The organism is Plantibacter sp. MPB07 (assembly GCF_046619465.1).
Classification (GTDB): domain Bacteria; phylum Actinomycetota; class Actinomycetes; order Actinomycetales; family Microbacteriaceae; genus Plantibacter; species Plantibacter auratus.
Genome location: NZ_CP177043.1, coordinates 1,330,356 through 1,356,343, shown reverse-complemented (window position 1 = coordinate 1,356,343; position 25,988 = coordinate 1,330,356). Strand labels below are relative to the sequence as shown.

Below are 25,988 nucleotides of genomic sequence, written 5' to 3'. Positions count from 1 at the left end.
CAGCTGAGACCGAGAGGGAGACCCCCACCGTGACACCGCAACCCACCGCAACGCCGACCCACGTGCAGCTCTTCACGAACGCACTGGTGTTCACCGGCACCGACGAGACGGGCTTCGCCTCCGCGTTCCGCATCGTCGACGGCCGCTTCGACTGGGTGGGGGAGGCGTCCGCGGTCGCAGGTGAACCCTCGGTCGACCTCGGCGGACGCACCGTGCTCCCCGGCCTCATCGACAGCCACACCCACCCGGCGCTCATGGCCGCCACCGCCGTGGCCGCCGAGTGCTTCCCGCCGTCGGTGGTCTCCATCGACGGACTCGTGGAGCGGCTGCGAGAGCACCAGGCGACGCTGACCGCGCCGAGCGCCTGGGTGCTCGGCCGCGGGTTCGACGACACGAAGTTCCCCGAGGGGCGGATGCCGACCACGGCCGACCTCGACGCGGTGTCCGCAGAACGCCCCGTCCTCGTCTGGCGCTGCGACGCCCACTCCGCCGTCTGCAACACCGCGGCGCTCCGCCTCGCGGGCATCACGGCCACAACGCCCGACCCGGCCGGGGCGCGTTTCGAACGCGGACCGGACGGCGAACCGAACGGCGTCCTCACCGAGATCGCCGCGGTCGAGGCGGTCGCCAGGTTCATCCCGGTGCCGGAACGCGACGAGCAGGTCGCCTCACTCGTCGCGATCGGCGAGGAACTGGCCTCGCGAGGGATCGTCGCCGTGTGCGACCTGCTGTCCAACCGACTGCACGACCCCCTCGACGCCTTCCGCTCCGCTGCCGCCATCGGGCTCCGCACCCGCGTCGCCCTCTACCCGGGCTGGGACCCCTCCGTGCCACTCGCCGAGCTGACCCCGGACGATCGCGAGGGACAGATCCGCATCGGCGGGGTGAAGGTCGTCCTCGACGGGGCCTACTCGAACCGCACCGCCTGGGTCGCCGAACCATATCCCGAATCCTGCGACCACGGACTCCGACTCGTCGAGGACGACGACGTCCTCGCAGCCGGCGCCTGGGCTCGCCGCAACGGCGTCCAGCTCGCCGTGCACGCCATGGGCGACCGCGCCCTCGACCGCGTCGCGAGCCTCTTCGAAGACCAGGAGCCCTGGCTCGACGGCATCCCCTCCGTCCGCATCGAGCACGCGACCATCATCAGCGAGGAGTACGCCGAACGGCTCCGCTCCGCGCGCATGACGTTCGGGATCGCCACCCACACCGTGTTCTTCTTCGCCGAATACGACGGCTACGAGCTCGCCCTCCGCGCCGAACAGGTCCCCGACGCCTACCCGATCGCCCGGTTGTTCCGCACCATCGGGCCGCTCGCGCTCTCCTCCGACCGCCCGGCCACCGCCTGGAGCGGCGCCGACGACGTCATGCTCTCCGTCGAGGCCGCCGTCCGACGCCAGGCCTACAACGGCGCCGACTTCGTCCCCGAGGAAGCCATCAGCGTCGCCCAGGCGCTCCTGCTGTACACGGGACGAGCCGGCCTGCTCTCGCCGCTCGACAGCGTCGGCCGGATCGCCACGGGATACGACGGCAGCTTCGCCGTCCTCGACCGCGACGTCTTCTCCGTCCCCGCCGACGAGATCGCCACCGTCCGGGTGGCCGAGACATGGATCCGCGGCGAGCAGGTGTACCGGCGCTCGCCGCAGGACGAGGGGGTCCGCTCATGACCGGCTTCCAGGGGGACGCGACCGCGATGCGCGACGAGCTGATCGCCGTCCGACGTGAGCTGCACCAGGAGGTCGAGATCGGCCTCGACCTGCCAATGACACAGGGGATCATCCTGCGCGAACTCGCGGGGCTCGGCCTGGAGATCACGACGGGCACCGGACTCTCCTCGGTCGTCGCCGTCCTCCGGGGCGGCGCCCCCGGCCCCACCGTGTTGCTCCGTGCCGACATGGACGGTCTGCCGGTGACCGAGGCGACCGGGCTGCCGTTCGCGTCGACCTCCGGGGCCATGCACGCCTGCGGCCACGATCTCCACATGGCGGGTCTCCTCGGCGCCGTCCGGCTGCTCGTCGCCCGTCGCGATGACCTCGCCGGAACGGTCGTGTTCATGTTCCAGCCCGGGGAGGAGGGCCAGGCCGGCGCGCGGATCATGCTCGAGGAAGGCCTGCTCGACATCGCCGGAGAGCGACCCGTCGCGGCGTACGCGCTGCACGTCGACTGCAGCACCCCACGCGGGCAGCTCGTCACGCGCGAGGGCGCGATGATGGCGAGTGCCAACGCGTTGCAGCTCACCCTCCGCGGGACGGGCGGTCACGCGGCGTTCCCGCACCTCGCCGTCGATCCGGTGCCGGTCGCCGCACACCTCATCCTCGCCGTGCAGACCTTCGCGGCCCGTCGGCTTCCGGCCACCGACCAGGCCGTCATCTCCATCACCCGGCTGAGCAGCGACTCCGAGGCCAGCAACGTGCTCGCCTCGGCCGTCAGCCTGGAGGCGAACATCCGCACGCTGTCGAAGGCGACGCTCGAGACGGTGCGTGAGCAGCTGCCTGAGCTGCTGACCGCGATCGCCGAGGCGCACGGCTGCACCCTCGAGTCGACGTTCATCGCGTCCTACCCCGTCACCGTCAACGACCCGGAGGAGACGCGGTTCGTCCTCAGCACGCTCGACGCACTCGTGGGGCCCGACCGGGTCGTCCGGCAGGAGGTGCCGTCGATGGCATCGGAGGACTTCGGCTACATCCTCGACGAGGTCCCCGGCACGCTCGTCTTCGTCGGTGCCGCCCCGGACGAGGGCTCCGTCGCCCTGCACTCCGAACGCGCGGTGTTCGACGACGACGTCCTGGACCTGCAGGCCGCGGTGCTCGCCGAACTCGCCTGGAGGCGCCTGCAGCTCGCCTGAGCGACGGTCGACCGTCCGGGTGGCGAGTGGGGACATCCCGGACGTATCCGACAGTCGGGGCAGCGCATGTGCCCTGGATGGGTAGCATGGACACGTTCCGGATTCCGACGACGAAAGGGCGCGCGTGATCACCGCAGAGGACATCACGAGGCGCTCCGCGATCGCCGAATACCAGGTCGTCGGTCGTCCGCCCGAGACGGACCTCGAGAGCCTCGTCCACCTCGCCGCGGCCATGTGCGGCGTGCCGACCGCCGTCATCAACATCATCGACGACCGGTTCCAGCACCAGATCGCTGCGGTCGGGTTGGAACCGGCGAGCTGCTCGCGTGAGGACTCGATGTGCGCGGTCGTGTTCCAACAGCAGGTACGGACGATCGTTTCGGACGCTCGTGAGGACCCGCGCTTCGCGGCGAACCCCTTCGTCACCGGTGAGCTCGCCAACGTCCGCTTCTACGCATCGAGCCCGCTCGTCACCCCCGACGGCGTCCCGATCGGCACCCTGTGCATCTTCGACGACCGTGTCCGTGAGCTGACTCCGGAACAGGGCAAGGCGCTCGACCTCCTCGCGAGGCAGGTCGTCGACGTCCTCGAGCTGCTCCGCCTCACCTACGAGCTCGGCCAGTCCAACGAGCAGCTCGCCCAGTTCGCCGGCCAGGTGAGCCACGACCTGCGCAACCCGCTCATGGCGGTCTCCGGGTTCCTCGAGCTCGCGACCGACAGCCCGGAGATGGCGAACGCGCCGCACGCGGCGAAAGCGCTCGCGCGAGCCGAGTCCGCCGCCGACCGGATGGCGGCGATGATCACCGACCTGCTCGACTTCGCCCGGATCGGTGGCGCCCGTCCGCGACGCGCCCCGATCGACCTCGGGCCGCTCGTGTCCTCGGTGGTCGAGGACCTCGATGCGACCATCACCTCGACCGGCGCGACCGTCGACGTCGACACGCCCTTCCAGGTGCACGGCGACGAGACGTTGCTGGGCGCGCTGCTGCAGAACCTGATCGCGAACGCGGTGAAGTTCAGTGCGGCCGCCGGAGTCGTCCCGCACGTGCTGGTGCAGGCCGAGCGGGTCTCCGCCGGGGTGCTGGTCGCGGTCGAGGACAACGGTCCTGGTGTAGCTCCGGAGCAGCGTGAGCGCGTCTTCGACCTCATGGAACGCGCGGCGGGGAGCGAGGTCGCCGGCCTCGGCATCGGCCTCTCGACCTGTCGACGCATCGTCGAGGCGCACGGTGGCCGGATCGAGATCGACGAGTCGGGGCTCGGGGGAGCGAGCGTCTGGTTCCTGTTGCCCGACGCCCGATCAGCGGCCTGAGTCGCCCGCGCGTGCGCGGTGCCTCCGGACGCCCGACCGGTTGGCGCACCGCACCGAGCAGTAGCGCTGACGGCCGTTGCGGGTGACGTCGACGACGACCCGTCGGCAGGTGTCGCCGGGTTCGGTCCCCGCGGCACACCGACCGAGACGCTGCATCCCCCTCGTCGTCAGGTGGAGGGCGGTCCCGACGCTGATCACCGCGCCGAGGACCTCGGGGAGCGCCTGGTGCTCGTCGCGGTAGTGCAGGTGCCACCCCTCGCCGTCGTGGTCCGTCAGGCGCGGGAACGCGGCCGCAGCGGCCATCTGGCGGTTGAGGGCGGCCGCCCTGGCCTGATCGTCGGCCGCGTCGACGACGGTCAGCCATTCGTCGACGACCCGGCGGACGCGGGCGTGGTCATGGGGGACCTCGGTGAAGGGCATCGTCATCCCGTGCTCCCGGGTGCGGGCGACGATGGCGTCCCGGTCGTCGGGCCAGTCGTTCGCCAGCGAAGCGGCCAGGAGGACGGCGTACGAGCCGTAAGGGTTGAGATGCATAACGCCATTACATCATGGTGGAGTCATGACCCTCCTCGACGCACCCCCGCAGTCCTCCGAACCGTCGCCGAACGCCGTCGACGCCTGCCGCCACATCTGGGCGACTGAGTCGGCGCACACCACCTCGGAGGGGTCGCTGCGCTACCTCCGGTGTACCGCCTGCGGCAGTCGTCGGATGGAACTGCGACCCAACGACGACGCACCATCGGTCCCGGTCACGCGCCAGGACATCCCGCCGCGGTGACGCATCACCGAGACCGTCCACGGTGACGTCCTCCCGCCACGCGCGTTAGCGTTGGAGGAGTGGTCTGCGGGACCGCACCCGCCCAGTGACGAGAGGAACCCCATGAGCGCCGACGTCTGGCTCGACAAGGAATCACCCGAGGTCTATCAGGCGCTCGTCGAGACCGGCCGCGCCGCGGGTCGCGCGGCTCTCGACGCCGGCATCGACAAGCGGCTCATCGAGCTGATCCGGATCCGGGCCTCGCAGATCAACGGTTGCGCGTACTGCCTGCGTCTCCACGTCGCTGACGCTATCGCGCTCGGCGAGACCACGGAACGCCTCGCCATCCTGTCCGCCTGGCGCGACAGCGAGTACTTCAGCCCGGTGGAGCAGGCCGCACTCGCGATCACCGAGGACGTCACCCTCATCGCGGACGTGCAGCATCGCCGGCGACTGCCGGACGACGACCTGTCGACGCTCACGAACGGTCAGATCGCCGCGGTCCGGTGGCTGGCGATCGTCATCAACGCCTTCAACCGCGTCTCCATCACGAGCCACTACCCGGTGCACCCGGAGCAGGCGGACTGACGGCGCTCAGTCCTTCCGGCGCCTCGCGCCACGGAACCACGCTGCGACGCGGGTGCGCAGTCCGTCGGAGTACTCGTTCGAGAGGTCGAGGGTCTCCTTGCCGAGATCGCCGCCGTTCCTGATGGACTCGAGCGCCCGCAGCGCCCGGGCCTCCTGCTCGGCGGCTCGCTTCCTGCGGTCCTCATCACCCATGCGCCCAGCCTAGACGCGGTCGACGGTGACGCCCCCGTTCAGACCGTCACGTGGTGACGGCCGATCGGCAGCATGAGCGGCTTGCCCGAGGTCGGGTCGGTGATGACCTGGTTCTGCAGTCCGAACACCGCGCGCACCGTCGACTCCGTCAGCACCTCGTGGGGTGTCCCCGCCGCATGGAGGCGCCCACCGGCAAGGGCGACCAGGTGGTCGGCGTAACGTGCGGCGAGGTTCAGGTCGTGCAGCACCATGACGATGGTCGTCCCGCGGGAACGGTTGAGGTCGGTGAGGAGGTCGAGCACCTCCACCTGATGGCTCACGTCGAGGAAGGTGGTCGGTTCGTCGAGGAGGAGCAGGTCGGTCTGCTGCGCGAGCGCCATCGCGATCCACACGCGCTGACGTTGTCCGCCGGACAGCTCGTCGACGTGCCGGTCCGCGAGCTCGCTCGTCTCGGTGGCGTCGAGCGCCGCAGCGACCGCGACGTCGTCCTCGGTGCTCCAACGAGAGAGGAAGCCCTGGTGCGGGTGTCTGCCTCGCCCGACGAGGTCGGCGACCGTGATCCCCTCCGGTGCGATGGGCGACTGGGGGAGCAGGCCGAGCGTGCGTGCCAGCTGCTTCGCCGGCAATCGGTGCACGTCCTTACCGTCGAGGACGACGCGGCCGCTCCGAGGCGTCAGTAGGCGGGACATCGAACGCAGCAGCGTCGACTTGCCACAGGCGTTCGCGCCGACGATCGCCGTAACCCGGCCGGGCGGAACGAGGAGGTCGAGTCCGTCGATGACGGTCCGGTCGCCGTAGCCGAGTGCGAGTCGCTCGACGAGGAGCTGGTGTTCCGTGGTCACAGGGTGCCTCCGGGATGGTCGGGTGGCGTGCCGGTCACAGCGAGCCACCGGCGCGGTTGGTGCGGATGATGAGCCAGATCAGGAACGGTGCCCCGAGCACTCCGGTCACGACGCCGACGGGGTAGCGCGCGCCGAGGAGGTACTGCCCGGTGAGATCGGCAACGAGGACGAGGAGGGCGCCCACGAGCGCGGCGGGCATGAGCATCGACCCGCCGCGTCCGACGATCCGCGAGGCGATGGGGCCGGAGAGGAACGCGACGAACGCGATGGGGCCCGACGCCGCTGTCGCGAACGCGATGAGGCCGACTGCCGCGACGATCACGATCAGGCGGGTCCGGTCGACGCGGACGCCGAGTGCGGCGGCGGTGTCGTCGCCGAGTCGGGTCGCGGCGAGGCTCCTGGACTGGGCGAGGAGGACGGGGCCGAGCATGAGCAGCGCGACGACGACCGGACCGACCTGCGACCAGCTTGTCCCGTTGAGACTGCCGGTCAGCCACCGGGTCGCCTCCTGCAGGTCCCACTGGGCTGCCCGCGACAGGATGTACGTCGTCACACTGTCGAGCATGGCGGCGACACCGATGCCGATCAGGATGAGTCGCGTTCCGGCGACGCCGCCGCGGTAGGCGAGGACGTACACGAGGACCGCGACGGCGAGGCCGACGACGATGGCGAAGACCGACACCTCGGTCGCGCCGAGGGAGAGGGTGACGATCGCGAATGCGGCGGCCGCGCTCGACCCGGCGCTGATGCCGATGATGTCCGGGCTCGCGAGGGGGTTCCGCAGCATCGTCTGGAAGGTGACGCCGGCCAGACCGAACGAAGCCCCGGCGATGACCGCGAGGACCGCCCGGGGGAGCCGCAACCGTCCGACGGTGAAGGAGGCGCCCGGCACGTCCTGACCGAGGACGACACGCACGACGTCGCTCGGCGGATAGAAGGTGTTGCCCACCATCAGGGAGATCAGGAAGACCGCGACGATGAGTGCGGCGAGGGTGGTCATGACGGCGACCCGGCGACGGCGGCGCCCCCGGCGTCCACCGACAACGCGGTCGAGGGTCGAGGGCGTCCGTCCACCGAGGCCGGGCGCCGAGACGGGTTGGCGCTCGGTCACAGGGCGCTCACCTTCTGCCGACGGACGATCGCAATGAAGATCGGAGCGCCGATCAACGCGGTGATGATGCCCACGTCGATCTCCGCGGGGCGGGCGACGATGCGGCCGAGGACGTCGGCGACGGTGAGGAGGATCGCCCCGACGACGGCTGAGAAGGGGAGGAGCCACCGGTGGTCGACGCCGACGATGAGCCGACAGGCATGCGGCACGACGAGCCCGACGAAGCCGATGGGACCGGTGACCGCGGTCGCCGCCCCGCAGAGCACCACCGAACCGAGGGCCGCCGCACCGCGTGCGATGGCGACGCGTTCACCGAGGCCGGCGGCGAGCTCGTCGCCGAGCGCGAGGGAGTTGAGACCGCGTGCGGACAGCAGGCAGACGAGGAACCCGACGACCAGGAACGGCAGCACCTGCTCGAGTTGGACGACGGTGGCACCACCGACGCCACCGATCTGCCAGGACCGCACACTGCTCGCGATGTCGCCGCGGGGCAGCACGACGGCAGTGATGACGGAGGCGAGCGCGGCGGACGTCGCGGCGCCCGCGAGCGCGAGCTTGAGCGGTGTCGCGCCACCTCGGCCGAGCGAGCCGACCGTGTACACGAAGACCGCCGTGGCTCCGGCGCCGATGATCGCGACCCAGATGGTGGTGCTCGCCGCTGCGAGCCCGAAGTATGCGAGACCGGTCACGACGGCGAGGGAGGCGCCGAGGTTGATTCCGAGGATGCCCGGGTCGGCGAGGGGGTTGCGGGTCACGCCCTGCATGACCGTGCCGGAGACGCCGAGCGCCGCACCGGCCACGACCGCGAGGAGCGTGCGGGGGATCCGCTTGGCCACCGCCGCCTGGTCGAAGCCGTCCACGCCACCCGCGACGGCACCGAGGACCGCTGACCAGTCGACGTCGCGCGATCCGATCGTCACGGAACCGACCATCGCGGCGAGGAGGACGAGGGCCGCGACGAGGAGCCAGAGCCCACGAACCCGCCTCGGGCGTCGCACGACGGCGACACGCGAGGCGGGTGGGGTGGCGGTACAGGTGATCACGCCGCCTGGTCAGCCGCCTGCGCGAGCAGCTTCAGGTAGTCGTCGAGGATCCAGGAGATCGAGAGCGGCGTCGGGTTGGCGGCGGTTCCGAGGGGGCTGGTGCCGGGGAGGGCGACGATGGCGCCGTTCGCGACGGCGGGCATCTGCGACAGCAGCGGGTCGGCCTCGAGTGCCGCGATGAGCTCGTCGCCGCCGTACGTCACGATGATGTCGACGTCGCTGAACGCGTCGGCCTGTTCGGCGCTCTGCGTCAGGGAGAACAACTCGGTCTCGGCGGAGGCCGTCGCGACGCTCTCGGGGAACGCGAGGCCGAGGTCCTCGAAGAACGCGGTGCGGGTGTCGTGGGTCGTGTAGTAGCTGACCTCGCTGAGATCACTGGTGTCCACGTGGGTGAGGAACATCGCGGTCTTGCCCTCGAGCTGCGGGTACGCCGCCGCCGCGTCGCTGATCTCGTCCTCGAGCTGCGTCACGAGTGCTTCGCCCTCGTCGGCCATGCCCATCGCCTCGCTGTTGAAGAGGATGGTGTCGCGCCAGGACGTGCCCCAGGCGGTCTCCGGGTAGGCCACGACGGGGGCGATCTCGGTGAGGGTGTCGTAGTCCTCCTGCGTGAGCCCCGAGTAGGCGGCGAGGATGACGTCGGGGTTCGTGTCGGCGACGGCCTCGAAGTCGATCCCGTCGGTCTCGTCGAAGAGCACCGGGGTCTCGGCGTCGAGCGCTTCGAGTTTCTCCTCGACCCAGGGGAGCATGCCATCGCCGTCGTCGTCACCGAAGTTCGCAGCGGCCATCCCGACGGGCACGATGCCGAGGGCCAGTGGAACCTCGTGGTTCGCCCAGTTCACGGTGGCGACGCGCTCCGGCTTGGCGTCGATCGTCGTGGTGCCGAGGGCGTGCTCGATCGTGATCGGTGTGAAGCCGTCGCCACTGCCGGTGCCTTCTTCGGCCGATGACGACGAGCAGGCCGCGAGGCCGATGGTGAGGAACGCCGCCGCGGAGAGGGCGACGAGACGTGATGCGCGCTGCATGGGGTCCTTTCGGGTGCTGCTGGCTGACACCTGCGTGCGAGCACGACGAACGACGACGTCGGAGGACGTCGTCGAGGGGTCGGCATGGCGGCCGTGAACGGCCGGCGTCACACGCGAGGAGGGGATGATGAAGGATTGCCTAACCAAAGTTAGCTGGCATCCCACCCTGACGCAATCGAGCGGATCCGACGTGTTCCTTCGCGAATCGGACAACCGATCGCGGGTGCATCGATCCGTCCTCAGCGGTTCCGGAATCGCCCGGGGCTCATGCCGGTGACGCGGCGGAACGCGGTCCCGAACGCCGTCGACGAGCGGTACCCGACGGCGGTCGAGACCTCGTCGATGCTGTCACCCGCCGTCAGTCGGGTGATCGCGTGCTGAGCTCGCGCGGCGGCGACCCACCGGGTGAACCCCAACCCGGTCTCGGATTCGAAGGCGCGCGTCACCGTCCGCGTGCTCACGCCCAGCCGGGTGGCCCATTCGGCGAGCGAGGTCGTGTCGGACGGGTTCGTGCGCATCCGCTCGGTGATGGGTGTCAGGAGCGCCGACCGGGGGAGTCGGAGGAGCAGTTCGTGCTCGGCCGGCTCGAGCACGTCCACGATGGCCGCCTCGGTGGTGGCACGCGCGCGGTCCTCGAGCTCGGCGTCGCCGAGCCGGTCGAGCAGGAGGCGCAGCAAGGGCGTCACTTCCACCGCGGTCGGCTGCTCGGAGATCGTGGGGACGCGGTCGACGCTGAACATCGCTGCCCGCTGCCAGGTGCCGGCCGGGGTCCATCCGGTGTGGCGGACACCGGCCGGGATCCAGAGACCGTGGTGCGGGGTCACGGTCCAGACGCGCTCGCCGACGGTCGCGGTGGATGCGCCGCGATCGTTCCACAGGAGCTCGTGCGTGGGGTGGGAGTGCTCGTCCCAGTGCGTGTCCCGCGCGATCCGCTCGGTGTTGCCGCGGATGACGAACGGCACGGGGATCGCGCCGGCCTCGAAGAGGGGGAGTCTGCGACGCGCCGGTGCCGTGTCCGTCGCGTCGAGGGACTGCTGCCACGGGTCGGCGGCGGCGGGGACTGGCACCGCTCCAGCGTACGGGGGTCCACGCCGGACCGTCCCGCTTCAGCGCTGCTTCAGCTTGTCCGCGCCAGACTGGGACGCGCCGCTCGACCGTCGACCGGCACGGAGCCTGGAGGTCGCACCGGATGCGGATACTCGTCGTGGACGATGAGGTGCGACTCGCCGACGGCGTTCGGAGGGGACTCGAGGCGGAGGGCTTCGCCGTGGACGTCGCGGCGAACGGCGTCGACGGACTCTGGATGGCCGGAGAACACCGCTACGACGCGATCATCCTCGACATCATGATGCCGGGCCTCAGCGGCTACCGCGTCTGTCAGCAGCTCCGCGACGCGGGCGACTGGACCCCGATCCTCATGCTCACGGCGAAGGACGGCGACTGGGACCAGGTCGAAGCCCTCGACACCGGTGCCGACGACTTCCTGAGCAAACCCTTCTCCTTCGCGGTGCTCGTCGCGCGGATCCGCTCACTCGTCCGACGTGGATCGCGGGAGCGGCCGGCGGTGCTCGAGGTCGGCGAACTGCGGCTCGACCCGGCGTCGAAGCAGGTCCACCGGGGCGACGTCCCGATCGACTTGACCTCGCGCGAGTTCGCGGTCCTCGAGTTCCTCATGCGACGCGGCGGCGAGGTGGTGTCGAAGCGCGAGGTGCTGCAGAACGTGTGGGACGACGACTTCGAGGGCGATCCCAACATCGTCGAGGTCTACGTCGGGCATCTCCGCAACAAGGTGGACCGCCCCTTCGAGCGGGCTTCGATCGAGACGGTGCGTGGGTTCGGATACCGGTTGGCGGGCGGACGTGGCTGACGGCGGGCCGCACGGAGCGGTCGCGCCCCGACAGCGGCTGTGGCGTTCGGTCCGAGCCCGCGCGGCACTGGGATCGGTGCTCGCGGTCGGACTGTTCCTCGGGGTCGGCTCCGTGGCGTTCGTCGGCCTCTTCTCCGCGGCGCTCCGTTCCGGCGTCGAACAGAGCGCATCGGCCGAGGCGGAGAGCGTCTCGGCGCAGCTGGTCGCGGCGGACGCGACGACGCTGCCCGAGGACGACGGTCGACTCCTGGTCCTGGTCGAGGACGGCCGTGTCGTGGACCGGACGGACGACGAGATCGAGCTCCCGACGCCGATCCCGGACGGTGACGTGTTCGTCTCAGTCGTCGACGACGAGCCGGTCTTGTTCGCCAGCGAGGACGTCGACGTCGACGGCCGTGACCTGGTCGTCCTCGCGGGCCGCTCCCTCGAGGAGACCGACGACGCCGTCGGACTCGTGTCGATGCTCCTGCTCATCGCTGTCCCCGTGCTCGTCGCCCTCGTCGGCGGCCTGACCTGGCTGCTCGTCGGGCGTGCGCTGGCGCCGGTGGAGCGGATCCGCCGCGAGGTCTCGGAACTGGGGGCCGGCGAACTGGATCGACGGATCGCGGTCCCCGCCACGGGCGACGAGATCGGTCGCCTGGCCGGGACGATGAACGGCATGCTCGAGCGGCTCGAGGACGCCCAGACGGCGCAGCGGCGGTTCGTGTCGGACGCCTCGCACGAGCTCCGCTCACCGCTCGCGGTGATCAGGCAGTACGCCGAGGTGGCGGCGCTCCACCCGGACCGGGTCGACCCGGCCGAGCTGTCCTCGACGGTCCTCGAGGAGGGCGCCAGGATGCAGGCGCTCGTCGAGTCGCTCCTGCTGCTCGCGAAGCTCGACGAAGGGGCGACGGGCACCGCGCGGCGCATGGTCGACGTCGACGACCTCCTGTTGACGGAGGCTGCACGTCTCCGATCCGCCGGTGGACTGCGCGTCGAGTCCGCGGCCGTCGCGGCGGCGAGGGTCGACGGCGACGAGGTGCTCCTCGCCCGCGTGGCGCGGAACCTCGTCGACAACGCCGTCCGGCACGCACGATCCGTGGTCCGACTGGGATCCGCCACCGACGGTCGGATCGTCAGGATCTCCGTGGAGGACGACGGACCCGGTGTGCCGGTCGAGTCCCGCGCACACGTGTTCGAACGGTTCGTCCGCCTCGACGAGAGTCGTTCGCGCGACGCCGGCGGTTCGGGCCTCGGCCTGGCGATCGTGGCCGACGTCGTGCGGCTGCACGGTGGGTCGATCGAACTCATCGACAGCGCGCTCGGCGGGGCGGCGTTCATCGTCACGCTCCCGGCGTCGTCCGCTTCCTGAACGCGGCTTCAGCTCGCTTCAGGTCCGCTTCAGCGCTCCTCGGACAGTCTGGGGCACATGAACGAGCACACCGCCTCCCAGCCCACCGATCCCACACAGCCCACCGCAGCCACCGAGCGCATCGAACCCGTCGAGCGCGTCGAGGCGACCGACCACACCGCCATCCCCGCGACCCCGGCGACCACCGGCAAGCCGGCCTTCTGGCGCCGGAAGCCCGTGTGGATCACCGCGATCGTCGTCGGGGCCCTCGCCCTCGGCGGAGCCGGCGCCGCCTACGCGGTGGACGAGTTCGGAGACACCGACGACGACCGCGCCACCGCGGCGTCGAACACCGACCGCGACGGCGGCACCGCCATCGACGACGGTGACACCACGGCTGCCACCGATGACCGTGACGCCCGTGACGCCGACGACGTGCCGCTCACCGACACCGAGTTCGACGCGGCCTCGAAGGCAGCGCTCGCCGAGGCGAAGGGCGGCACCGTGACCGATGTGGACCGCAGCGACGACCCGGGCGAGGCGTTCGAGGTCGACGTCCTCCTCGAGAACGGCGACGAGCTCGAGGTCGCGCTCGACGCGGACTACGCCGTGGTCACGAGCGTGCTCGACCCGCGCGACTGACGGACGCACCCCGCCGGGTGCGGAACGACGAGGGCCGGACGGAATCCTGGGATTCCGTCCGGCCCTCGTCGTGTGCGTGCGAGCTAGGAACGCGGCTTGCGGTCGTACGAGCCGCCGCTCGTGCCACCCTCGTCGTCGCGTCGGCGGGCGGGACCGCCACGGTCGGGACGGAGCTCGATGAGCTTGCCGCTGATGCGGGTGTTCTCGAGACGGTCGAAGACGTCGTTGCCGAGGCTCGCCGGCAGTTCGACGATCGAGAAGTCCGGCTTGATCTGGATCGCGCCGAAGTCCTCGCGTTTCAGACCGCCCTCGTTCGCGAGCGCGCCCACGATCTGACGCGGGTCGACCTTCTGGCGACGACCCACCGCGATGCGGTACGGAGCCATCGGTCCGCTGGACGGACGGCTGCGACGCTCGGGACGGTCGCCCTGATCGCCGCGGTCGCCGCGGTCGAAGCGTGAGCCGCGGTCGCCGGAGTCACGACGGTCGCGACCGGCGCGGTCGTTGCCACGGTTGGTGTTGTCGAACTCCTCGCGGCGGCGGCGCTCGTCCTCGGCCGAGAGGAGCAGCGGCGTCTCGCCCTGGGAGACGACGGCCAGGGCCGCGGCGACGTCGGCCTCCGGGACGTCGTGGTGGGAGACGTAGTGGCCGATGATCTCGCGGAAGCGCTCGATGCGGTCGGTCTGGCCGAGTGCCTCGGTGATCGCGTCGTCGAAGCGGGTGAGGCGCGTGGCGTTGACATCGTCGACGCTCGGCAGCTGCATCTGCGTGAGCGGCTGGCGGGTGGCCCGCTCGATGGCCTTCAGGAGGTGGCGCTCGCGCGGCGTGACGAAGCTGATCGCGTCACCGGTGCGTCCGGCGCGGCCCGTGCGGCCGATGCGGTGCACGTAGGACTCGGTGTCGACGGGGATGTCGTAGTTGACGACGTGGCTGATGCGCTCGACGTCGAGACCGCGCGCGGCGACATCGGTCGCGACGAGGATGTCGAGCTTGCCGGCCTTCAGCTGGTTGACGGTCCGCTCGCGCTGCACCTGGGCGACGTCGCCGTTGATGGCGGCCGCCGAGTAGCCGCGCGCCCGGAGCTTCTCCGCGAGCGTCTCGGTCTCGTTCTTCGTGCGCGTGAAGATGATCATCGCGCTGAAGTTCTCGGTCTCGAGGATGCGGGTCAGGGCGTCGACCTTCTGCGGGTACGAGACCGTCAGGAAGCGCTGCGTGATGCTGGCCGAGGTCGTGGTCTTCGTCTTGACCGTGATCTCTTCCGGGTTGTTCAGGTACTTCGCGGAGATGCGACGGATGGACGACGGCATCGTCGCGGAGAACAGCGCGACCTGCTTGTCCTTCGGGGTGTCGGCCAGGATCGTCTCGACGTCCTCGGCGAAGCCCATCTTCAGCATCTCGTCGGCCTCGTCGAGCACGAGGTATTTGAGCTCCGTGAGGTCGAGGGTGCCCTTCTCCAAGTGGTCCATGATGCGACCCGGCGTGCCGACGACGATGTGGACACCGCGACGGAGGGCCGACAGCTGGACGCCGTAGCCCTGGCCGCCGTAGACGGGCAGGACATGGACGCCGCGCAGGTGCGTGGCGTACTTCTCGAACGCCTCGCAGACCTGGAGGGCGAGCTCACGGGTCGGTGCGAGGACGAGCGCCTGCGGCGTCTTCTGCGTGATGTCGAGGCGGGACAGGATCGGCAGGGCGAACGCCGCGGTCTTGCCGGTGCCCGTCTGTGCGAGGCCGACGACGTCGCGTCCCTCGAGCAGCAGCGGGATGGTGGCCGCCTGGATGGCGGACGGGGTCTCGTAGCCGACGTCCTTGAGTACCTTGAGCACCGCGTCGTCGAGGCCGAGGTCGGAGAAGGTCTGCGTAGCGCCGGCGGGTTCCGCCTCGGGCTGCGTCGTGGAATCAGAAGACGTCATACTCCTAACGGTAGTCGCAACGCAAGCGTTTGCAGGACATGGTCTGGAGCCGACCCGTCCGCGTCGTCGCCCGAGGCGTCCGCCTCACCGTCCTAGAGGCTGCCCCAGCGCGCCCGGGCACCGCAGAAGAGTCCGTAGGCGATGAGCCCGACGCCGACCACGAGCAGGATGACGACGCCGAACGGGAGCGCGGCCAATGCCGAGATGGCGCCGTCCATGCCGGAGGCCTTCTCGGGGTCCTGGGTCGCAGCGGCGACGATGAAGAGGATCCCGACCGTGACGAGCGCGACGCCCTTCGCGACCCATCCGACGACCCCGAGGACGACGACGGCACGCTTCGTCGTGCCGGTGGGCGGGTGCACGTCCTCGAGGAACTTCCGCGTGACGCCCTTGAAGACGAAGAAGCCGCCGATGCCGATGACCACGAGGCCGACGACGATGACGACGAACACCCCACCGGGGGAGGATAGGAGGGTCGCCGTGAGGCCCTGGCTGGACTGCGAGGAGTCCTGGCTGCCGCCGAGGGCGAAGGTCAGCGCGGTCGATCCGACGGCGAGGTAGGCGATCGCGCGTCCGGCGGTCGAGATCCGCTTGCTCCACCGCTTGCGGGTGTCGGATTCGCGCACGAGGAAGGCGGAGATCGCCGTCCAGAGACCGAGGGCGAACAATCCGACGGCGACGACCCAGATGATCACGATCCCGCCGGGCGTGCCTGCAAGCGTCTTGAGCGCACCCGATTGGTCCGCGTCACCGCCGCCGCCGGATCCACCGCCCGCGCCGGACAGGGCGATGGAGATCGCGATCCCGCCGATGAGGACGTGGAGCAATCCGTTGACGGCGTGGCCGGTGCGGGCGAGGGTGCGGAGGGTCGTGCTGTTCTGTGCGGTTCCAGCGGCTTGGTCTGCGGCGGCGCGTGCGTTCTCAGGCATCAGACCACGGTAGCGGCCGGGTTCCCGACCGGAAGGGGGGTTGCGCGCCGCACCGGGGGACCGGCGTCGTCGATCGAGCACCGATCCGAGCGGTACCTCGTTTCCGAATGACACGCATGCCCGTGAACTCCTCGCGTCCTGCCCCGCCGGACGACCCCTCCGTGATCACCGCCGACGCGACCGCGCTCGGCCTGCGACGCGTCACGGTGGACACCGACATCGGACCGGTCACCGTCCGGGCGGGTCGCGAAGCGGGCGGACCGGCCATGATCCTGCTGCACGGCGCCGCCGGCTCCTGGACCACGTGGTCACCCCTCCTCCGTGCCGACGACGAGCGGGGCGCGGTCGTCGACGACGTCATCGCCGTGGACCTCCCGGGGTGGGGCGAGTCGGCTCTGCCCACCGCCGACCCGGTGACGGTCGGAGACCTCTCCGCAGCCGTCGCGACCGTCGCTCGCTCGCTCGGCTACCGGTCCTGGCGCGTCGTCGGGCACTCGCTCGGCGGGTTCGTCGCGCTCGACCTCGCCGTCCGCGAGCCCGAGGCGACGATCCGGGTCGACCTCGTCTCGCCGACGGGGATCGGCGTCGTCGAGGCGATCCGCCAGCCGGTCGGTGGCGGCGCCCGGCTCCCGTGGTTCGCGGGCATGCTCCTCGCGATGCGCCTGCTGCAGGCACTCGGCGAACGCGGATCGGGGCTCGTCCGCGCGCTGAACCGGATCGGCCTGCTCGCACCGCTCATGTCGCCCCTGTTCGGACGACGCCGGGACCTCGACCGGTCGGTCGTCGACGCGCTCGCAGCCGACGTCCGGCCGGCGTCGTTCCTCCTGGCGGCCCGAGCGGCCGCCGCCTATGACCTGCATGTCTGGCGCGGCGTGCGGTGTCCCGTCCGCGGCATGATGGGCGACCGCGACGTCTTCATCGGGCCCGACGACACAGCCGTCCTCGCCGCCCTGGTCCCGGACCTCCGAGTGCGCACGCTGCCGGCGACCGGGCACTTCGCGGCGGTGGAACACCCGGAGGCCGTCCTGGAGCTCGTCACCTCGGAGTGATCCGCGTGGCCTCGCGGGTGCAGCCACGTCGGCATCCGCTATCCTGGTCCTCTGCCCGACTTCGTGGTTGGGGTGGTTGATCGTCCGCACCGTGCTGCACTCGCGCCGTGTGCCGAGCATCGATCTGGGGCTGGAAACCCCCAGCACCCCCACCCCTCGCACGGAGGTCCTCCTTGTCTGCATCCGCAGCCACCGCATCGCATCCCACCGAAGCACCGTCCGGTTCCCCGGCCCGCCGCTGGTGGGTCCTCGTCGTCCTCGCGATGACGCAGCTCATCGTCGTCCTCGACGGCACGATCGTGAACATCGCCCTTCCGGCAGCCCAGCAGGAGCTCGAGCTGTCCGACACGCAGCGTCAGTGGGTCGTCACGGCCTACGCGCTCGCGTTCGGTGCCCTGCTGCTGCTCGGTGGCCGCATCGCCGACTACTGGGGTCGGAAGCGCACCTACCTGGTCGGCATGGTCGGCTTCGGCGCCGCATCGGCCTTCGGTGGGTTCGCCCAGAGCGGGACCGAGCTCATCGTCGCTCGCGGTCTGCAGGGCGTGTTCGCAGCGCTCATGGCACCTGCCGCACTCGCGCTCCTCACCGTCACCTTCTCCCACGGACGCGACCGCAACACGGCCTTCGCCGTCTTCGGCACCGTCGCCGGTGCGGGAGCGGCCGTCGGCCTGATCCTCGGCGGCGTGCTCACCGAGTTCGTCGACTGGCGCTGGTGCCTCCTCGTCAACGTGCCGTTCGTGATCGTCGGACTCATCGCCGGCCTCATCCTCGTGACCGAGAGCAAGGCCGAGGGCGACAACCGCTACGACTGGCTCGGCGCGATCACGGTCATCCTGGGCCTCGGTTCCCTCGTCTACGGCTTCACGCTCGCCGAGGGCGGCTGGGGGAGCGCCGACACCATCGGCTTCCTCGCGCTCGGTGCGGGACTGCTCTCCCTCTTCGTCTTCATCGAGATGCGCGTCGCGCAGCCCCTGCTCCCGCTGCGCATCGTGGCGGACCGGGTCCGCGGCGGTGCCTTCCTCATGCAGATGATCGTCGGCAGCGTCATGATCGGGGCCCTGCTCTACCTGACGTTCCACCTGCAGATCGTGCTCGGCTTCCCGCCGCTCGAGGCCGGCATCGCGACCCTCCCGATGACCGTCGCGATCATGATCGTCGCCCCGATCGCCACGAAGCTCCTGCCGGCCATCGGCCCGCGCCCGCTGCTCATCATCGGTCCGCTCATCGCGGCGGCCGCCCTCGTGTACCTCAGCCGCATCACGGCCGACGGCGACTACTTCGTCCAGGTGCTGCCGGCGCTCCTCGTGCTCGGGATCGGCATGGCGATGATCTTCGTCCCGATGCAGAACCTCGCGCTGACGGGTGTCGCCCCGCACGACGCCGGTGCGGCCTCCGCGACGGCGAACGCCTCCATGCAGATCGGTGGGTCGATCGGCCTGTCGGTCTTCACCACGGTCTACGCGAGTGTCACCGACCAGGCGACGGTCACCGATCAGGCGTCGCAGCTCGTGGCGTTCACCCAGGGCTACTCGGCGGCGTTCATCGCGGCCGCGGTCGGCCTCGTGATCGCGAGCGTCATCGCCATCGTCTGCATCCGCGGTCGCAAGGAGGACCTCCTGCCCTCGGGGGACCAGCAGGCCGTCCACCTGGGCTGAGCGGGACGGCCCTGCCTCGTCGAGCGCAAGCCTCCTGACAGCAGGGTGCCGTCGGCGTACGGTGTCCGACATGGCCAGCACCGCGATCGTCCTCACCGTCCCCGGACCGCACGGCGACCGCGAGGTGCGTCTCTCCAGTCCCGACCGCGTGCTCTGGGAGGAGTCCGGTGTCACGAAGCGGGAGCTCGCGGAATACCTCATCGAGGTCGCGCCGGCCTTCCTCGCCGCCAACGGCGACCGCCCGGTGTCCCTCCAGCGGTTCCCGGGCGGTGTGGACGGTGAATGGTTCTTCTCGAAGAACCCGCCGAAAGGAGCACCCGAGTACGTCCGGGCGGTCGACGTCGTGTATCCGAGTGGCCGGCGGCATCCGCAACTCGTCCTCGACGAGGCCGCTGCGGTCGTCTGGGCCGCGCAGATGAACACGGTCGTGTTCCATCCGTGGCCGTCACGGGCGTCGGACACCGACCATCCCGACGAACTGCGGATCGACCTCGACCCGCAGCCGGGGACCGACTTCGCCGACGCCGTGCGCGTTGCGGGCTCGCTGCGGGAGCTGCTGACGGAGGTCGGACTGACCGGGTTCGTGAAGACCTCCGGCAACCGAGGTGTCCACGTGTTCGCGCCCATCGTGCCGGAGCACGAGTTCCTCTACGTCAGGCACGCCGTGATCGCGGCGGCTCGGGAACTGAAGCGACGGGATCCCGACCGCGTCACGACCTCGTGGTGGAAGGAGGAGCGCGGTGAACGCATCTTCGTCGACTACAACCAGGCGAACCGCGACCGGACGATGGCCGGCGCCTACAGCCCCCGTGCGCTGGCCTCGGCGACCGTCTCATGTCCGGTGACCTGGGACGAACTCCCCGAGATCGACCCGGGCGCCTTCACCGTGCGGACCGTCCCGGAGCGACTCCGGACGACCGGAGACCCGTGGGCCGGCATGCACGACACCGCCGGGCGCATCGACGTCCTCCTGCAGTGGTGGGAGCGGGACCTCGAGCAAGGACTGGGGGAGCTCCCGTTCCCTCCCGACTTCCCGAAGATGCCGGGCGAGCCGCCGCGGGTGCAGCCGAGTCGCGCCAGACACTCCGAGGACTGAGCCCACCCGGACACACGAACGCCCGGTGATCGTGGATCACCGGGCGTTCTGCTGAATCAGGGCGCTATTCGGCCTTGCCGAGGGCGAAGCGGACGCCGCCCTGCTCGTCGATCTGCGCGTCGAGGACCGCGTCGCTCAGGGCGACGGCTGCGGACTCCTCGAGGAAGACGGTCGCTCCGGCGCTCTCGATGACCTGGTCGGCCTCGTGCGGTGTCGCCGTCATGGTGACTTCGAAGTTGTTGTCGTCGGAGCTGCTGCTGATGCGCAGTCCGGCGCCGTGCGTGAGCGACGACGCGTCGTCCGGGACGACCAGTCCCGGGGTGAGTGGTGCGTTCTCGGCGAGGGTCTTGACGACTCGGCCGGCGTTCTCGGTCAGGGTGAGCATGTGTGTTCTCCGTTCCGTTCGCGAATACGAGTTCCCCACCTTGCTCGGGTTCGCGGCAGGATGCCACCCTGAGGCCGATCCTCTGCGGGAACTGCCAAGCAACTCTGCAGGGATTCACACCTCCGCGCCGCTCGTAGCACAGCTCGGGTGATCGTCCCTTGGGGGTTCGTCCGGTGGAGTGGGCTGCTAGCGTCGAACGTGCTGTCCGGCGCGTGCATCCCGCCCCACGGCACCCCCAACACCCCCAGCCCGAGGAGTCCTATGACCACCGTCGCCGCCATCATCAAGCCCACCGCCGACGCGCCTTTCGAGGTCGGCACCATCGAGCGCCGTGCGCCGCGCGCCAACGACGTCGTCATCGACGTCCACTACGCCGGCATCTGTCACAGCGACATCCACCAGGCCCGCGAGGAATGGGGCAAGGCCATCTTCCCGATGGTCCCCGGCCACGAGATCGCCGGCATCGTCACCGAGGTGGGCGACGCGGTCACCAAGCACCAGGTCGGCGACCGCGTCGGCATCGGCTGCTTCGTCGACTCCTGCCGCGAGTGCGAGAACTGCCTCGCCGGCGAGGAGCAGTTCTGCCTGAAGGGCAACGTCGCCACCTACAACGGCCGTGAGTACGACGGCGAGCCCACGTACGGCGGCTACAGCAAGCAGATCGTCGCCGACGAGAACTATGTGCTGAGCATCCCCGAGGGCATCGAGCTCGACGTCGCGGCACCCCTGCTGTGCGCCGGCATCACCACCTACTCGCCGTTGAAGCACTGGGGCGCCGGTCCCGGCAAGCAGGTCGCCATCGTCGGGATGGGTGGCCTCGGTCACATGGGCGTCAAGATCGCCCACGCCCTCGGCGCAGAGGTGACCGTGCTCAGCCAGACGACCTCGAAGGAGGAGGACGGCAAGCGCTTCGGGGCCGACCACTACTACGCGACCGGTGAAGAGGGCACCCTGAAGTCGCTCCGCGGACGCTTCGACCTCATCATCAACACGGTCTCCGCCGACCTCGACATCGACGCCTACCTGTCGACGCTCAAGCTCAACGGCTCGATGGTCTTCGTCGGACTGCCCGAGAACACGCAGCAGTTCCGGGTGTTCTCGCTCGTCGGTGGCCGCCGCTCGCTCGCCGGCTCGAACATCGGCGGCATCCGCGAGACGCAGGAGATGCTCGACTTCTGCGCCGAGCACGGCATCGGCTCGCAGATCGAGCTCATCGGTGCCGACGAGGTCGAGGGCGCCTACGACCGCGTGGTCCGCAGCGACGTCCGCTACCGCTTCGTCATCGACACGGCGACGATCGGCTGATCGCACCGATACCCTGAGAGCATGATCCGGCTCCCGTTCCGTCGTCCAGGCGGAGCGGGAGCCGTTCCTCGTGAGCCCCTCGGCCGCGAGGTCCTCGTCCTCGGCGGTGTCGCGTTCTTCGTGATGCTCGGGTTCGGTGTCGTGATCCCGGTCCTGCCCGTGTACGTGCGGAGTTTCGGCGTCGGCTACCTCGAGGTCGGGGCGGTCGTTTCGGTCTTCGCGCTCATGCGGCTCATCGCGAACCCGTTCGTGGGTGCGCTCGTCGATCGGATCGGCGAGCGGGTGGTGCTGGCCACCGGCATCGGGATCGTCGCGGTGTCGAGCGCGCTCGTCGGGCTCGCGGCGGACTATCCGCAGCTGCTCCTGCTCCGCGGGGTCGGCGGGATCGGGTCGGCGATGTTCTCCGTCGCCGCGATGACGCTGCTGCTGCGCACCACCCCACCGCACCGTCGTGGGCGGGCGGTCGGGTTCTACCAGGGCGGGTTCCTCGTCGGCGGCATGGCCGGACCGGCCGTCGGTGGCCTGCTCGCGACCATCTCGCTCACGGCACCCTTCTTCTTCTACGCCGGGACCCTCGCGGTCGCCGGCGTCCTCGGACTCGTGATGCTGCGCGGCAGTCGGATCGCCGCGCCGGTCGAGACCGCCACGCAGGCCGAGCCGTTCCGCACCGTCCTCGCCGATCGCCGGTACCAGGCGGCGCTCCTCGCGAACTTCGCGAACGGATGGGCGTCGATGGGCGTCCGTGGCGCACTCGTGCCGGTCCTCGTGGTGGAGGCGCTCCACGAGGAGGCCGCCTGGACCGGGATCGCCTTCGCGATCGCCGCTGTCGCGCAGACGCTCGCGCTCGGTCCCGCCGGTCGCTTCGTCGACACCGTCGGACGGCGACCCGCGATGCTCGTCGCCTTCCCGGTCGCGGCGGGGGCGCTCCTCGCCATGCCGTTCGTCGGCGAGCTCTGGCTGCTGGTCGTCGCCCTGTGCGTCTACGGTGTCGCGGCGGCCTTTCTCGGGACCGCTCCGGCGGCGGCCGTCGGAGACGCCGCTGGTGGTCGGGGAGGCCGGGCCGTCGCGGTCTTCCAGGCGACGTCCGATCTCGGCGCCATCGTCGGCCCGCTGGTCGCCGGCGCACTGCTCGACGCCTTCTCGTTCCCCGCGGCCTTCGGTTCCGCGGTCGTGCTCATGCTGCTCGTCCCCGTGCTCGCGGCCCGCATGCCGCGGGAGCACCGGAACCAGCCGGCGACCACCTAGCGGGACCGGAGTCGCAGACCCACCGAGGTGGTGATGCCCTCGCGCTGACCGCCGGAGTGCACGAGCTGCTCGCCGTCGACCGTCAGCTGGCTGGCGTGTTCCGCGAGTGCCGCGGCGACGATCGGGAGGCGGTGATCGAGTGGGAACCACACGGCGTCGTCGCCCAACGGTTCCAGGTCGGTGCGGTGGTGCACGAGTTCCGCGAACGGCACCCCGCTCCTCCGCGCCGCGACGATCGCGGCCTCGTGCATGCGGAGGTGGTCAGGGTGCCCGTACCCGCCACCGTGGTCGTAGCTGATCACCAGGTCCGGCGAGACGTGTCCGATGAGCGCGACGAGGTCGTCGGCGACGAAGTCGAGCGGAGCGAGTGAGAACGCGCCGGGGGAGACGTCGTCAGCGGGGCCGGCGAGTCCCTCGCGCACCCACCGCATGCCAGAGTCCACGTACCGCGTCGACGTCCCCGGCCGGGCCGCCGGACCCGTCCCCAACCAGAACTGCTCGGCCACGCCGAGCGTCCGGCAGGCGGCGGCGAGCTCCGACTCGCGGTGGGACGCGAGTGCAGCGGAGCCGGCGAGGGACCGGAGCGGGCCGTCGACGACCTCGCCGCGCTCGCCTCGCGTGGCCGTCACGAGGACGACGCGAGCCCCCTTGTCGACGAGCTCGGCGATGAGCGCACCCGAGGCGAGCGTCTCGTCGTCGGGGTGCGCGTGTGCGAACAGGACGGTGCGCCCGCTGTCGACGAGCGGGAGGAGTCCGCGGTTCACGAGACGGAGGTCGCCGGAGCGGTGGCGGCGGCCGGAGTGGTGTCGAGCAGGGTCCGGTAGACGTCGACGAGGGCGTCTCCCGAGCGCTGCCAGTCGAACCGCTCTGCCCGACGTCGCGCTGCCGAACCGAGCTGCGCGAGCCGCTCCGGGTCGCCGAGGATGGACGAGACCGCGGCGCCCCAGACCTGCGGGTCGCGGGAGTCGATGACGATGCCCGTCTCACCGTCGACGACGGCCTCCCGCAAGCCGCCCGAGGCCGCCACGACGGTGGGCACTCCGCTCGCCGCGGCTTCCAGTGCGACGAGACCGTACGTCTCCGAATGGGAGGGGACGAGCACGAGCGTGCTCTCGCGGAATAGCGTGGCGAGCCCGACGCGCGACTGCGGCCCGACGAATCGGACGTCGTCGGCGACGCCGAGGTCGCGGGCGAGGGCGGCGAGTTCCTCAGCGTAGCGGTCGTAGTCGACCGAGACGTCCCCGGCGATGACGAGTTCGGGGCGGAGCTCGGGCGCGACCGCGGCGATGGTCTCGATGGCGAGGTCGAAGCCCTTCAGCGGGTGCAGGCGACCGGCGACCACCGCGGTCGGACGACCTGCACGAGGACCGTCGAGCGGGTGGAACAGCGTCCCGTCGACACCGGGTGGCACGATCGACACCCGATCGGGGCGGGCTCCGAGCCGGGTGATCGCGGTGTCGGCCTCGGCTGCGCTGATCGCGACGACTGCGTCCGACTCCGCGGCGAGCCGTGCCTCGCCGGCCAGGCGCCCGGGGGACTCGGCGCGCTCGCCGTGCGAGAGCGGCGTGGTGGACTCGGCGGCGATGCTGTGGAAGCTCTGCACGTGCGGGATCCCCAGTTCCCGCGCGAGGGGGAGTGCGGCCATGCCGGAGAACCAGTGGTGGGCGTGTAGGACGTCGTATCGCGGCAGTCGGGCGAGTTCCGAGCGGAAGTCCTCGACGAACTCCTCGTGCCGACCCTTCGCGACCGGCTCGACGGGACCGGCGTCGAGGAAGCGCAGGGTCACGCCGGGGGCGAGGGAGGCGGCGGACGGCTGGTCGGCCGAAGACCGCCGGGTGATGACGTCGACCTCGTGGCCCGCTGCGCCCATCGCGACGGCCTGATGACGGACCACGACGTTCATCCCGCCAGCATCACCGGAACCCGGCTCGTCACCGGGACTGGTGTGGAGCGAGATCATCGCGATGCGGAGGGGCTGGGGTTGCGAGGGCACCAGACGAGCCTAGTAGCCGTGGGCGTCCCGGCCCCTCGTGACGGAGACACCGGAACGTGCTCGCGCATCCGACGTCGGAGCGTGAGAATGATCGCGAGACGAGCGCGACGATGCGCCCGCCCAGGCGAAAGGGACGATCATGACGACGCTCAACCCGTACCTCGGCTTCCGCGGGACAGCCCGCGAGGCGATGGAGTTCTATCAGGGGGTCTTCGGCGGCGAGCTGCTGCTCTCGACCTTCCGTGACTTCGGTGCCGAGGTCGAACCGGACGAGCTGGATCTGGTCATGCACGCCCAGCTCACGGGTGATGCTGGTGTGGTCTTCATGGCGTCGGACACCCCGAAGCACATGGACTATCGCGAGGGCAGCAACTTCTCGATGTCGCTGAGCGGGCCGAACGAGGACGAAGCGCAACTGACCGGCTACTTCGACAGCCTTGCAGCCGGAGGGACGGTTCAGCAGCCACTCACGGTGGCGCCCTGGGGTGACTCCTTCGGTATGCTGCAGGACCGCTTCGGCGTCGCTTGGATGGTCAACATCGCCGCCCCGGCAGCCGCGTAGCCGGGGAACACTTCCACCTGGACACGCCAGGCGAGGGGGGAGCGGTCTGTCCGAAAGGCGCTCGGCCCCTGAGCTTGTCGAAGGGCTCGCGTAGCCACTTCGACAGGCTCAGTGACCGGGAGAGGTGCACTCGCATTCACTCCGTTCGCCGAGCAACCCTCTCCGGTCCCTGAGCCTGTCGAAGGGCACACCAGAGACCCCGCGAAGCCTGTATCTCTCTTTCGGTCCCTGAGCTTGTCGAAGGGCGCCCGAGCAACTTCCACAATCGGCGCGACTCGGCATCTGGAATGTCAGTGGTCCATGGTGGA

At 70.5% G+C, this 25,988-nt stretch carries 26 protein-coding genes; 14 read left to right on the top strand and 12 right to left on the bottom strand.

From position 1 onward, the window contains the following. The first annotated feature begins 29 nt into the window (after nucleotides 1-29). The 3 genes from ACLIME_RS06375 to ACLIME_RS06365 all read left to right on the top strand — a co-directional run bounded on the left by ACLIME_RS06375 (nucleotide 30) and on the right by ACLIME_RS06365 (nucleotide 4,154). A complete protein-coding gene (locus ACLIME_RS06375; protein WP_411558442.1) occupies nucleotides 30-1,667 on the top strand; it encodes an amidohydrolase in 1,638 nt (545 codons plus the stop codon). After that, nucleotides 1,664-2,845, top strand: a complete 1,182-nt coding sequence (locus ACLIME_RS06370) for a M20 metallopeptidase family protein (protein WP_411558441.1) — start codon at nucleotides 1,664-1,666, stop codon at nucleotides 2,843-2,845. The genes ACLIME_RS06375 and ACLIME_RS06370 overlap by 4 nt, the downstream gene beginning before the upstream one ends. Before the next feature lie 124 nt (nucleotides 2,846-2,969). Beyond that, entirely contained in the window at nucleotides 2,970-4,154 is a 1,185-nt protein-coding gene (locus ACLIME_RS06365) for a sensor histidine kinase (protein ID WP_124769444.1), read from the top strand. Here ACLIME_RS06365 and ACLIME_RS06360 read toward each other — a convergent pair. Continuing rightward, nucleotides 4,143-4,688, bottom strand: a complete 546-nt coding sequence (locus ACLIME_RS06360) for a CGNR zinc finger domain-containing protein (protein WP_411558440.1) — start codon at nucleotides 4,686-4,688, stop codon at nucleotides 4,143-4,145. The two genes, ACLIME_RS06365 and ACLIME_RS06360, sit on opposite strands and share 12 nt — an antisense overlap. A 25-nt stretch (nucleotides 4,689-4,713) precedes the next feature. Between ACLIME_RS06360 and ACLIME_RS06355 the strand changes: the two genes are divergently transcribed. Both ACLIME_RS06355 and ACLIME_RS06350 read left to right on the top strand, forming a co-directional pair. Then, a complete protein-coding gene (locus ACLIME_RS06355) occupies nucleotides 4,714-4,932 on the top strand; it encodes a hypothetical protein (RefSeq protein WP_411558439.1) in 219 nt (72 codons plus the stop codon). Nucleotides 4,933-5,034: 102 nt separating this feature from the next. Beyond that, a complete protein-coding gene (locus ACLIME_RS06350) occupies nucleotides 5,035-5,499 on the top strand; it encodes a carboxymuconolactone decarboxylase family protein (protein ID WP_079706065.1) in 465 nt (154 codons plus the stop codon). 6 nt (nucleotides 5,500-5,505) lie between these two features. Here ACLIME_RS06350 and ACLIME_RS06345 read toward each other — a convergent pair whose 3' ends face one another. The 6 genes from ACLIME_RS06345 to ACLIME_RS06320 form a co-directional block, all read right to left on the bottom strand. Beyond that, entirely contained in the window at nucleotides 5,506-5,691 is a 186-nt protein-coding gene (locus ACLIME_RS06345) for a hypothetical protein (protein ID WP_085514378.1), read from the bottom strand. A 38-nt stretch (nucleotides 5,692-5,729) separates the two neighbouring features. Next, the gene (locus ACLIME_RS06340; RefSeq protein WP_124769441.1) at nucleotides 5,730-6,533 is read right to left on the bottom strand and encodes an ABC transporter ATP-binding protein; all 804 of its coding nucleotides are present in this window, start codon (nucleotides 6,531-6,533) and stop codon (nucleotides 5,730-5,732) included. A 34-nt stretch (nucleotides 6,534-6,567) separates the two neighbouring features. Continuing rightward, nucleotides 6,568-7,644, bottom strand: coding sequence for a FecCD family ABC transporter permease (locus ACLIME_RS06335; protein ID WP_411558438.1), 1,077 nt, complete (start codon nucleotides 7,642-7,644; stop codon nucleotides 6,568-6,570). Then, nucleotides 7,641-8,684: a FecCD family ABC transporter permease gene (locus ACLIME_RS06330; protein WP_411558780.1), complete on the bottom strand. Its 1,044-nt coding sequence runs from the start codon at nucleotides 8,682-8,684 to the stop codon at nucleotides 7,641-7,643. Before ACLIME_RS06330 ends, ACLIME_RS06335 begins: the two co-directional genes overlap by 4 nt. Continuing rightward, on the bottom strand, nucleotides 8,684-9,709 hold the full coding sequence (locus ACLIME_RS06325; RefSeq protein WP_079706331.1) for an iron-siderophore ABC transporter substrate-binding protein: 1,026 nt from the start codon (nucleotides 9,707-9,709) through the stop codon (nucleotides 8,684-8,686). Before ACLIME_RS06325 ends, ACLIME_RS06330 begins: the two co-directional genes overlap by 1 nt. Nucleotides 9,710-9,948: 239 nt before the next feature. Further along, nucleotides 9,949-10,776 carry a helix-turn-helix domain-containing protein gene (locus tag ACLIME_RS06320; RefSeq protein ID WP_411558437.1) on the bottom strand — a complete coding sequence of 276 codons (828 nt, stop codon included), beginning with the start codon at nucleotides 10,774-10,776 and terminating at the stop codon, nucleotides 9,949-9,951. Between the two features lie 122 nt (nucleotides 10,777-10,898). Here ACLIME_RS06320 and ACLIME_RS06315 point away from each other — a divergent pair, with 122 nt between their 5' ends. The 3 genes from ACLIME_RS06315 to ACLIME_RS06305 are packed head-to-tail and all read left to right on the top strand — an operon-like array spanning nucleotide 10,899 to nucleotide 13,548. After that, nucleotides 10,899-11,576: a response regulator transcription factor gene (locus ACLIME_RS06315; RefSeq protein ID WP_079706060.1), complete on the top strand. Its 678-nt coding sequence runs from the start codon at nucleotides 10,899-10,901 to the stop codon at nucleotides 11,574-11,576. Then, nucleotides 11,539-12,927, top strand: a complete 1,389-nt coding sequence (locus tag ACLIME_RS06310) for a sensor histidine kinase (RefSeq protein ID WP_411558436.1) — start codon at nucleotides 11,539-11,541, stop codon at nucleotides 12,925-12,927. The genes ACLIME_RS06315 and ACLIME_RS06310 overlap by 38 nt, the downstream gene beginning before the upstream one ends. A 57-nt stretch (nucleotides 12,928-12,984) precedes the next feature. Then, nucleotides 12,985-13,548 (top strand): hypothetical protein, encoded by a 564-nt coding sequence (locus tag ACLIME_RS06305; protein WP_411558435.1) that lies wholly within the window; start codon nucleotides 12,985-12,987, stop codon nucleotides 13,546-13,548. An 83-nt stretch (nucleotides 13,549-13,631) separates the two neighbouring features. Here ACLIME_RS06305 and ACLIME_RS06300 read toward each other — a convergent pair whose 3' ends face one another. Both ACLIME_RS06300 and ACLIME_RS06295 read right to left on the bottom strand, forming a co-directional pair. Continuing rightward, complete coding sequence (locus ACLIME_RS06300) at nucleotides 13,632-15,461, bottom strand: DEAD/DEAH box helicase (RefSeq protein ID WP_411558434.1); 1,830 nt, start codon at nucleotides 15,459-15,461, stop codon at nucleotides 13,632-13,634. A gap of 92 nt (nucleotides 15,462-15,553) precedes the next feature. Then, nucleotides 15,554-16,390, bottom strand: coding sequence for a DUF1206 domain-containing protein (locus ACLIME_RS06295; RefSeq protein ID WP_411558433.1), 837 nt, complete (start codon nucleotides 16,388-16,390; stop codon nucleotides 15,554-15,556). Between the two features lie 116 nt (nucleotides 16,391-16,506). Here ACLIME_RS06295 and ACLIME_RS06290 point away from each other — a divergent pair, with 116 nt between their 5' ends. From ACLIME_RS06290 to ligD, 3 genes are all read left to right on the top strand, one after another. After that, nucleotides 16,507-17,439: an alpha/beta fold hydrolase gene (locus ACLIME_RS06290; RefSeq protein WP_411558432.1), complete on the top strand. Its 933-nt coding sequence runs from the start codon at nucleotides 16,507-16,509 to the stop codon at nucleotides 17,437-17,439. 173 nt (nucleotides 17,440-17,612) lie between these two features. Beyond that, a complete protein-coding gene (locus ACLIME_RS06285; protein WP_236555475.1) occupies nucleotides 17,613-19,094 on the top strand; it encodes an MFS transporter in 1,482 nt (493 codons plus the stop codon). Between the two features lie 70 nt (nucleotides 19,095-19,164). Beyond that, entirely contained in the window at nucleotides 19,165-20,190 is a 1,026-nt protein-coding gene (gene ligD, locus ACLIME_RS06280; RefSeq protein WP_411558431.1) for a non-homologous end-joining DNA ligase, read from the top strand. 64 nt (nucleotides 20,191-20,254) lie between these two features. Here the strand turns inward: ligD and ACLIME_RS06275 are convergent, their stop codons facing one another. After that, on the bottom strand, nucleotides 20,255-20,575 hold the full coding sequence (locus ACLIME_RS06275) for a hypothetical protein (protein WP_064295440.1): 321 nt from the start codon (nucleotides 20,573-20,575) through the stop codon (nucleotides 20,255-20,257). 261 nt (nucleotides 20,576-20,836) lie between these two features. Here ACLIME_RS06275 and ACLIME_RS06270 point away from each other — a divergent pair, with 261 nt between their 5' ends. Continuing rightward, nucleotides 20,837-21,880: an NAD(P)-dependent alcohol dehydrogenase gene (locus ACLIME_RS06270; RefSeq protein ID WP_064296121.1), complete on the top strand. Its 1,044-nt coding sequence runs from the start codon at nucleotides 20,837-20,839 to the stop codon at nucleotides 21,878-21,880. Nucleotides 21,881-21,901: 21 nt separating this feature from the next. Then, complete coding sequence (locus ACLIME_RS06265; protein WP_079706054.1) at nucleotides 21,902-23,125, top strand: MFS transporter; 1,224 nt, start codon at nucleotides 21,902-21,904, stop codon at nucleotides 23,123-23,125. Here ACLIME_RS06265 and ACLIME_RS06260 read toward each other — a convergent pair. Together ACLIME_RS06260 and ACLIME_RS06255 are read right to left on the bottom strand one after the other, a co-directional pair. Further along, nucleotides 23,122-23,889: a PIG-L deacetylase family protein gene (locus tag ACLIME_RS06260; protein WP_124769429.1), complete on the bottom strand. Its 768-nt coding sequence runs from the start codon at nucleotides 23,887-23,889 to the stop codon at nucleotides 23,122-23,124. The genes ACLIME_RS06265 and ACLIME_RS06260 overlap by 4 nt on opposite strands. Further along, nucleotides 23,886-25,118 (bottom strand): glycosyltransferase, encoded by a 1,233-nt coding sequence (locus tag ACLIME_RS06255; protein WP_191941154.1) that lies wholly within the window; start codon nucleotides 25,116-25,118, stop codon nucleotides 23,886-23,888. The genes ACLIME_RS06260 and ACLIME_RS06255 overlap by 4 nt, the downstream gene beginning before the upstream one ends. A 139-nt stretch (nucleotides 25,119-25,257) precedes the next feature. Here ACLIME_RS06255 and ACLIME_RS06250 point away from each other — a divergent pair, with 139 nt between their 5' ends. After that, nucleotides 25,258-25,680 (top strand): VOC family protein, encoded by a 423-nt coding sequence (locus ACLIME_RS06250; RefSeq protein ID WP_411558430.1) that lies wholly within the window; start codon nucleotides 25,258-25,260, stop codon nucleotides 25,678-25,680. The last annotated feature ends 308 nt before the right edge of the window (nucleotides 25,681-25,988 follow it).

What these genes read in the sequence shown, in the direction of transcription:
- ACLIME_RS06370 (WP_411558441.1), top strand. Translation starts at nt 1,664, where the DNA reads ATGACCGGCTTCCAGGGGGACGCGACCGCGATGCGCGACGAGCTGATC.
- ACLIME_RS06360 (WP_411558440.1), bottom strand. Translation starts at nt 4,688, where the DNA reads ATGCATCTCAACCCTTACGGCTCGTACGCCGTCCTCCTGGCCGCTTCG.
- ACLIME_RS06355 (WP_411558439.1), top strand. Translation starts at nt 4,714, where the DNA reads ATGACCCTCCTCGACGCACCCCCGCAGTCCTCCGAACCGTCGCCGAAC.
- ACLIME_RS06350 (WP_079706065.1), top strand. Translation starts at nt 5,035, where the DNA reads ATGAGCGCCGACGTCTGGCTCGACAAGGAATCACCCGAGGTCTATCAG.
- ACLIME_RS06345 (WP_085514378.1), bottom strand. Translation starts at nt 5,691, where the DNA reads ATGGGTGATGAGGACCGCAGGAAGCGAGCCGCCGAGCAGGAGGCCCGG.
- ACLIME_RS06325 (WP_079706331.1), bottom strand. Translation starts at nt 9,709, where the DNA reads ATGCAGCGCGCATCACGTCTCGTCGCCCTCTCCGCGGCGGCGTTCCTC.
- ACLIME_RS06315 (WP_079706060.1), top strand. Translation starts at nt 10,899, where the DNA reads ATGCGGATACTCGTCGTGGACGATGAGGTGCGACTCGCCGACGGCGTT.
- ACLIME_RS06305 (WP_411558435.1), top strand. Translation starts at nt 12,985, where the DNA reads ATGAACGAGCACACCGCCTCCCAGCCCACCGATCCCACACAGCCCACC.
- ACLIME_RS06300 (WP_411558434.1), bottom strand. Translation starts at nt 15,461, where the DNA reads ATGACGTCTTCTGATTCCACGACGCAGCCCGAGGCGGAACCCGCCGGC.
- ACLIME_RS06295 (WP_411558433.1), bottom strand. Translation starts at nt 16,390, where the DNA reads ATGCCTGAGAACGCACGCGCCGCCGCAGACCAAGCCGCTGGAACCGCA.
- ACLIME_RS06290 (WP_411558432.1), top strand. Translation starts at nt 16,507, where the DNA reads ATGCCCGTGAACTCCTCGCGTCCTGCCCCGCCGGACGACCCCTCCGTG.
- ligD (WP_411558431.1), top strand. Translation starts at nt 19,165, where the DNA reads ATGGCCAGCACCGCGATCGTCCTCACCGTCCCCGGACCGCACGGCGAC.
- ACLIME_RS06275 (WP_064295440.1), bottom strand. Translation starts at nt 20,575, where the DNA reads ATGCTCACCCTGACCGAGAACGCCGGCCGAGTCGTCAAGACCCTCGCC.
- ACLIME_RS06270 (WP_064296121.1), top strand. Translation starts at nt 20,837, where the DNA reads ATGACCACCGTCGCCGCCATCATCAAGCCCACCGCCGACGCGCCTTTC.
- ACLIME_RS06265 (WP_079706054.1), top strand. Translation starts at nt 21,902, where the DNA reads ATGATCCGGCTCCCGTTCCGTCGTCCAGGCGGAGCGGGAGCCGTTCCT.
- ACLIME_RS06250 (WP_411558430.1), top strand. Translation starts at nt 25,258, where the DNA reads ATGACGACGCTCAACCCGTACCTCGGCTTCCGCGGGACAGCCCGCGAG.